General features: G+C 44.6%; 7 protein-coding genes. 4 read left to right on the top strand and 3 right to left on the bottom strand.

Translation table 11 applies throughout. The features are described from left to right. Positions 1 to 142 precede the first annotated feature (142 nt). On the bottom strand, positions 143 to 985 hold the full coding sequence (locus F0261_RS16320) for a mechanosensitive ion channel family protein (RefSeq protein WP_014950457.1): 843 nt from the start codon (positions 983 to 985) through the stop codon (positions 143 to 145). A gap of 908 nt (positions 986 to 1,893) precedes the next feature. Between F0261_RS16320 and F0261_RS16315 the strand changes: the two genes are divergently transcribed. The 4 genes from F0261_RS16315 (at position 1,894) to ruvX (ending at position 4,833) form a co-directional block, all read left to right on the top strand. Further along, entirely contained in the window at positions 1,894 to 2,622 is a 729-nt protein-coding gene (locus F0261_RS16315) for a 16S rRNA (uracil(1498)-N(3))-methyltransferase (RefSeq protein ID WP_014980069.1), read from the top strand. Positions 2,623 to 2,760: 138 nt separating this feature from the next. Beyond that, positions 2,761 to 3,714 (top strand): glutathione synthase, encoded by a 954-nt coding sequence (gene gshB, locus F0261_RS16310; RefSeq protein ID WP_171338465.1) that lies wholly within the window; start codon positions 2,761 to 2,763, stop codon positions 3,712 to 3,714. 128 nt (positions 3,715 to 3,842) lie between these two features. After that, complete coding sequence (locus tag F0261_RS16305) at positions 3,843 to 4,409, top strand: YqgE/AlgH family protein (RefSeq protein ID WP_049586040.1); 567 nt, start codon at positions 3,843 to 3,845, stop codon at positions 4,407 to 4,409. Further along, entirely contained in the window at positions 4,402 to 4,833 is a 432-nt protein-coding gene (gene ruvX / locus F0261_RS16300) for a Holliday junction resolvase RuvX (RefSeq protein WP_014980071.1), read from the top strand. The genes F0261_RS16305 and ruvX overlap by 8 nt, the downstream gene beginning before the upstream one ends. Before the next feature lie 46 nt (positions 4,834 to 4,879). On the opposite strand, the gene F0261_RS16295 is transcribed toward ruvX, so the two are convergent. Together F0261_RS16295 and F0261_RS16290 are read right to left on the bottom strand one after the other, a co-directional pair. Next, the gene (locus F0261_RS16295) at positions 4,880 to 5,197 is read right to left on the bottom strand and encodes a DUF2007 domain-containing protein (RefSeq protein ID WP_014980072.1); all 318 of its coding nucleotides are present in this window, start codon (positions 5,195 to 5,197) and stop codon (positions 4,880 to 4,882) included. A 140-nt stretch (positions 5,198 to 5,337) separates the two neighbouring features. Then, positions 5,338 to 6,450 carry a PilT/PilU family type 4a pilus ATPase gene (locus F0261_RS16290; protein ID WP_171338464.1) on the bottom strand — a complete coding sequence of 371 codons (1,113 nt, stop codon included), beginning with the start codon at positions 6,448 to 6,450 and terminating at the stop codon, positions 5,338 to 5,340.

Below are 6,450 nucleotides of genomic sequence, written 5' to 3'. Positions count from 1 at the left end.
CACTAAAACAAAAACGCCTTATTAAAAAATATCGCGATCGCAGCCTTCGGCTGCTAGAAAAAATAACCCCCTCCGAAAAAAGAGGGGTTTATCATCAATCTGCGCTGCGAAATGCAGCGTTTTTTGTTTGAAACCAACGAAATTATTCGCTGTCTGCTTTGTGAAGATGTACATCCATTTGTGGGAATGGAATTGAAATACCCTCTTCATCAAAACGCAGTTTAACGTTTTCAGTGAAGTCGAATTTAACACCCCAGAAATCGGCAGAATTCACCCATGGACGAACAATAAAGTTCACGCTGCTGTCGGCCAATTCAGATACTGCAATTTTAGGCGCTGGCTCTGCAAGAATACGCTCATCAGCCGCCACCATTTCTTCAAGAATTCTTTTCGCTTTAAGAAGGTCAGCGTCGTAACCAATACCAACAACCATGTCTACACGACGCGTGTCTCTTGCTGAATAGTTAGTGATGTTGCCACCGTAGATGTTGCCATTAGGAACAATAATTTCTTTATTGTCTGGTGTGTTCATTGTTGTGGTGAAAATACCAATCTTAACAATCGAACCAGCAGTACCTGCAGCTTCGACAAAATCACCCGCTTTAAATGGTTTGAAAACTAGAAGCATTACGCCAGCTGCAAAGTTCTTAAGCGAGTCTTGCAATGACAAACCAATAGCTAAACCAGCAGCACCTAATATAGCAACTAATGACGTTGTATCTACGCCTAGCTGATCAAGCGAAGCGACAATAACAAACAGCATTAGAATGGCGCTAAGGATAGCTTCCAGGAAGTCCACTAGCATGTTGTCGTATTTAGACTTGGCCATTAGGCGTCTAAATACAGATAAAATGAATCCAACTACGATCCTACCTATTACATAAATCGCGATTGCCATCAGAATGTTAATCCCCCACGGGATGGCGTAATCGTTTATGTACCTTTCAACATCGCTTGCAGAAAAAAGCGAAAGTTTTTCTTCCATAATATGGTCCTTGTCATGATTAGTTGATAATTGCTCAAATACGGTAGCAGCTATTTGATTTAAGACCAATATAATATGGGCTCAAACACAGTAAATTTGCTCTAAAGTCTAAGCTACATGGGTGTTTAAAAGCGTTAGCCTTATACAAAAGTAGAGGAAATTCATTTGTTTTACTTTAGGATCTACTGTCCTTTTCTGTACATTTTTGCCGCGGTTTGTTGGCCATCTAGGCAAGGCGGATGTTTGACGGTTTAGTGGCTCTAAATCGACAAGTTTCTATGCCGTATAGGTGGCGCACAGGCGCTAGAATGAAAAAACAAAAAATGAACACTTTTTATTCGCTTGTCACACGCTTGTCACTCAACAAGCGCATCCTTCATCACGAAGCTTAAATGCGCTTTGTGTTTCTTTTCCATTTTTTGGAAGTTACCGAGTTATAAGACATTTTTTTTGATGATTTTTTAGCCTCAAAGTTTTAGACTAAAGTCTCATGAAAGTTGACTATTCACTACGCCTCATCAGTGTGTGTTGAGCAACTTCATGAAGGAGCTTTAGCAAACTATGTCACGTAAAGGATTAACGCATGTTGCTTCTCATAACCCTGTTTTCGGTGGTTCTGTGTTTATTTTTATATTCACTGCGCACCGATAAAGGAAAACATACTAAGTACGCAAGAGCGGACTACCGCCCAGCAGCCCAATCGAAGTCTTCATCCAACGTGTTGAAATCTACTTCGAGAAACTCTTCGCCTTCCGCGGCCTAGAGAGTGAGTCATGTGATTCTTAAATAGGCAGCATGCTGTCGTTTGCGTAAGTTTTTGCATATTTACTTACGCGATGTTGTCGACAGCATTGCAACCTGTATCCACACACGTATTATACGCGTTAAAACTACACATCTGATTTGCTATGCGTATACCAAGAGTTTATTATCCCAATCCAATCCCGTTAGAACAAGAGTTTGAGTTAACTGAAGACGCCGGTCATCACATCGCGACGGTACTGCGCATAAAGCCCAATCGCCCTATTGTGCTTTTTAATGGCGACGGCAATGAATACAGTGCGCAAATTATTAGCGTTCAAAGAAAAAAAGTGACGGTTGAAGCCGACGCTTGTTTATCGCTAGCGAAAGAGTCCCCGCTTCATTTACACTTAGGTCAAGGTGTATCTAAAGGCGATAGAATGGATACCGTGCTACAAAAAAGCGTGGAGCTTGGCGTATCAGAAATAACGCCCGTGATTACTGAACGCTGTACGGTTAAACTCGACGAGTCACGCTGGGAAAAGAAAATTCAGCAATGGCAGAAGATTATTATTGGCGCCTGTGAACAAAGCGGTCGCAACATTATTCCCGCGCTCAACGCCCCGGTAAGTCTTAATCAATGGTTGTCGTCTTCAACCAATACCACAAGATTAGTTCTCGCACCGGGCGCAGAGCAAAGCTTGGCAAGACAACCTTATAATGCTCAAGGCTTTCGTTTGCTTATTGGCCCTGAAGGTGGGTTATCTGAAACAGAAATTCATCAGGCAAACGAAAACGGTTATCAGTCGGTAAGTTTGGGCCCACGTATTTTGCGCACCGAGACAGCGGCGATTACAAGCCTAAGTATTCTTCAAGCTCAGCACGGCGACTTCTAAGTCAGTATTTTAGGCGACTATATAGCAAGCATAGTGCTAGCTCAGTAACTTGAAGAATTCAGGTGTGCCCCCATATATATTTACAATCAGCTGGGCCATCTGAGCCGGCATTTTATCAACATTCAAGGTGAAAACATTATGCGATATACCGTTGGCGTAATTATGGACCCCATCGCGAGCATTAAGCCACATAAAGATACAAGCTTTGCGATGATGCTCGAAGCTCAGCGCCGCGGTGCAAAGGTTGTATATTTTGAATTAAAAGACCTGTATTTAGACAATGGTAAGCCTATGGGTTTAGGTAAAACCGTATCGGTCAAGGATCAAGCTACAAATTTCTACACCATTGAAGACGAGTCGACCTTGCATTTAGGCGACATTGATGTGTTACTCATGCGCAAAGATCCACCCTTTGACAGCGAGTTTTTGTATGCGACTCAGGTGCTGTCGCTTGCGCAGGACGCGGGAGCGCTAGTTGTAAATAACCCTCAAGCGCTTCGCGACTACAACGAGAAGCTGTTTACGTCGTACTTCCCAGAACACATTCCCAATACCTTAGTCACGAACAACCAAGCGCTTATCCGTGAGTTTCACGCCAAGCACCAAGACATTATTTGCAAACCCTTAGACGGTATGGGTGGCGCGTCTATCTTTAGAGTGAAGCCTGATGGCAATAACTTAGGCGTTATTATTGAAACCCTAACCAAGTTAGGCACGCGCTACATGATGGTACAAGAGTACCTTCCAGAGATTAAAGACGGCGATAAGCGCGTACTCATCGTTGATGGTGAAGTCATGCCGTATTGCTTAGCGCGACTGCCTACAAAAGGGGAAACCAGAGGTAACCTAGCCGCTGGCGGTACAGGACGCCCTCAGCCAATCTCAGATTCTGACCGCGCCCTAGCCGAAGCCATCGCGCCAACGCTCAAGGAAAATAACATTTTATTTGTAGGACTTGATGTTATTGGCAGCAAAATTACTGAAATAAACATTACTAGCCCAACTTGCGTAAGAGAAATAGAAGCAGCTTACGATGTTAATATAATGGGTGCGCTGTTTGACGCCATTGAAAAGCGCTTAGCCAGTAAATAAAGTAAGGTTGTATTGGTAACACAGTGCAATTCGTATCGTAAAAAGCAAATATGAGTGGATAGAGCGCCTTTAGCTTCAATAGTGTAAAGGCCCTCACAGAGCAAAAGATAGTAGATAAAAGACAAACTATGACGGAATTAAAAAGCCTACAAAATCATTTTCTAGTCGCGATGCCTAGTTTGGACGATCCGTATTTTTCTCGCTCACTCATTTATATTTGTGAACACAACGCTGAAGGTGCTATGGGTATTGTAGTAAATCAACCCTCCACAATGAACGTGAAGCAGCTTCTTGAACAGACTGACAAAGAACTCACTGTGTCTGACGACAAAGCAGAGCAAATCGTGCTGGCTGGCGGTCCTGTAAGCCAAGAGCGAGGATTTGTGCTGCACTCGTCGCAAAGAGAGTGGACATCTAGCTTAAAGCTTGCACCAGGGGTTATGGTGACCACCTCCAAGGACATTTTGACAGCTATTGCCAATGATGAAGGCCCTGAAGACGTTTTGATTGCTTTGGGGTACGCGGGCTGGACAGCCGGTCAGCTTGAGAAGGAAATGCAGGAAAACGCATGGCTCACCATCGAAGCTGACGAAGAAATTCTGTTTAACACGCCTATGCACAAGAAATGGCAAGCAACAGTAAATAAACTCGGTGTGGATGTATGGCAGCTAGCACCGGGAGCGGGACATGCCTGATATAGGAAATCGTACGGTACTTGCGTTTGATTTTGGTACCAAAAGCATTGGCGTGGCGGTAGGTCAGGAAATTACCGGTACGGCTTCCCCTCTTGCAGCGCTGAAGGCACGAGACGGTATTCCTGACTGGACGTTAATAGAAAAGCTTTACGAAGAATGGCAACCGCATATCGTGGTGGTGGGTTTACCGCTTAATATGGATGGTACTGAGCAGGAGATGACTCAACGCGCCCGCAAATTTGCAAACCGTCTACATGGGCGTTTTAAAGTGGCCGTTGACACCTGTGATGAGCGACTGACTACCACAGACGCTAAAGCCATGCTGTTTGAGTTAGGTGGCTATAAGAAACTGACTAAAGATAAGGTTGATAGTGTGTCGGCATGCGTAATATTCGCTAGCTGGAGCGAGAGTCAGTACGAATAATTGTTAGGGCCTGTTGACCTTTGTATGCTGCTGGCTCTTGCTGTTATTACTTTTCTGCCCCACACTGCCAGCAGACATCAAAAGCAGCGCCATTTTGTTCACTGCACTCACCACAAATCCAGTCTTCACTAGATACTGCCTTATCGTTTGATTTCTGAATGAAGGGCTCAATAACTTTCGACGCTCTTGCATACCAGCTATCGTCAACAAGCCACACTTCCTGCTGAGAATCTTGCCAAGGCAGCTCTCCGATTGCGCCACTGGCATACTCATTTTTTACCATATAAGGAATAGATAAAGCATCAAGCTCGCTGCGAACCGCTTGAAGTTCAAAAGCGTCTTGTGAAGTGAAGAGTTTTTTCAATGGCTACCCTCTTGTTAAACACAAAAGCAGCCCGTGGGCTGCTCATCATGCGAGAAAAACGTGTCTCTCTACTGCTTTATTTCAGTAAGCGTTTCAAATGCAGCTCCCCCTAAAGGGATTTCAGCATAAAGCGAAAGCAATTAGTCATCCATATCAATAGATACATTTGACAGTGTACCTAAGCTAGAACCGTCGCTGGTATCTAGCTTGATCATCAAGCGCAAATCGTTGGGCGAGTCGGCGTGGTGCAGCGCTTGGTCCATATCAATCTTACCCGCTTTGTACAAATCATACAGCGCCATATCAAAGCTCTGCATGCCCTGCTCTTTGCCTTTTTTCATTGCTTCTTTTAACGCGCCTATTTCATTGCGCTGTATTAGGTCGCGCACTAGCGGCGAGTTTAGCAGTATTTCTATTGCCGCAACCCTACCCTTGCCGTCTGGCGTTGGTACTAGTTGCTGCGCAACAATGGCGCGGATGTTTAAGCTTAAGTCAAAGCGCAACTTATCGTGCTGATCTTTCGGCGCTAAATGCATAATACGTTCAATAGCTTGGTTCGCGTTGTTAGCGTGCAGCGTAGCCACACACAAATGCCCTGTATCAGCAAACGACATGGCATATTCCATGGTTTCCATTGAACGAATTTCACCAATAAGAATGACATCAGGCGCCTGACGTAGCGAACTTTTAAGGGCGTCGTCGAAAGACTGAGTATCTATGCCCACCTCGCGCTGGGTAATAACACAGTTTTTATGCTCGTGCACAAATTCAATGGGGTCTTCAATAGTCAGTATATGCCCGTGCGAATTTTCATTTCTATGCCCAATAAGCGCAGCCAATGACGTTGATTTACCCGTGCCTGTTCCACCTACAAATAGAACAAGACCGCGTTTAGCCATAATAATTTCTTTTAATACTCGCGGCAGACCCAAATCATCAGCTTTCGGAATTTGGGTAACGATGCGGCGAATCACCATGCCCGCTTGGTCACGATGCCAAAATGCAGAGCAGCGGAAACGACCAATGCCCTCTCGTACTATGGCGAAATTACATTCTTTGGTCGTGTGAAACTCATTCTGCTGTTTTTCAGTCATCGCTTCGTGAACCAGCGCCAGCGATGCCTCTTCCGAGGTCGCGCTTTCCGTCACTGGCGTAAGTTTGCCGTTAATTTTGGCACTTACCGGAAACCCCGCCGTTACGAATAAATCCGAAGCGTTGGTATCGACCATTTTTTGTAGTAGTGAATCTAACAT

Source organism: Alteromonas sp. 07-89-2 (genome assembly GCF_013113925.1).
GTDB classification, from domain to species: domain Bacteria; phylum Pseudomonadota; class Gammaproteobacteria; order Enterobacterales; family Alteromonadaceae; genus Alteromonas; species Alteromonas macleodii.
This window is presented reverse-complemented; position numbering and strand designations above follow the sequence as displayed.

Coding starts and splice junctions, on each gene's coding strand:
- F0261_RS16315 (WP_014980069.1), top strand. CDS start 1,894: ATGCGTATACCAAGAGTTTATTATCCCAATCCAATCCCGTTAGAACAA.
- F0261_RS16305 (WP_049586040.1), top strand. CDS start 3,843: ATGACGGAATTAAAAAGCCTACAAAATCATTTTCTAGTCGCGATGCCT.
- gshB (WP_171338465.1), top strand. CDS start 2,761: ATGCGATATACCGTTGGCGTAATTATGGACCCCATCGCGAGCATTAAG.
- F0261_RS16320 (WP_014950457.1), bottom strand. CDS start 985: ATGGAAGAAAAACTTTCGCTTTTTTCTGCAAGCGATGTTGAAAGGTAC.
- ruvX (WP_014980071.1), top strand. CDS start 4,402: ATGCCTGATATAGGAAATCGTACGGTACTTGCGTTTGATTTTGGTACC.
- F0261_RS16290 (WP_171338464.1), bottom strand. CDS start 6,450: ATGTTAGATTCACTACTACAAAAAATGGTCGATACCAACGCTTCGGAT.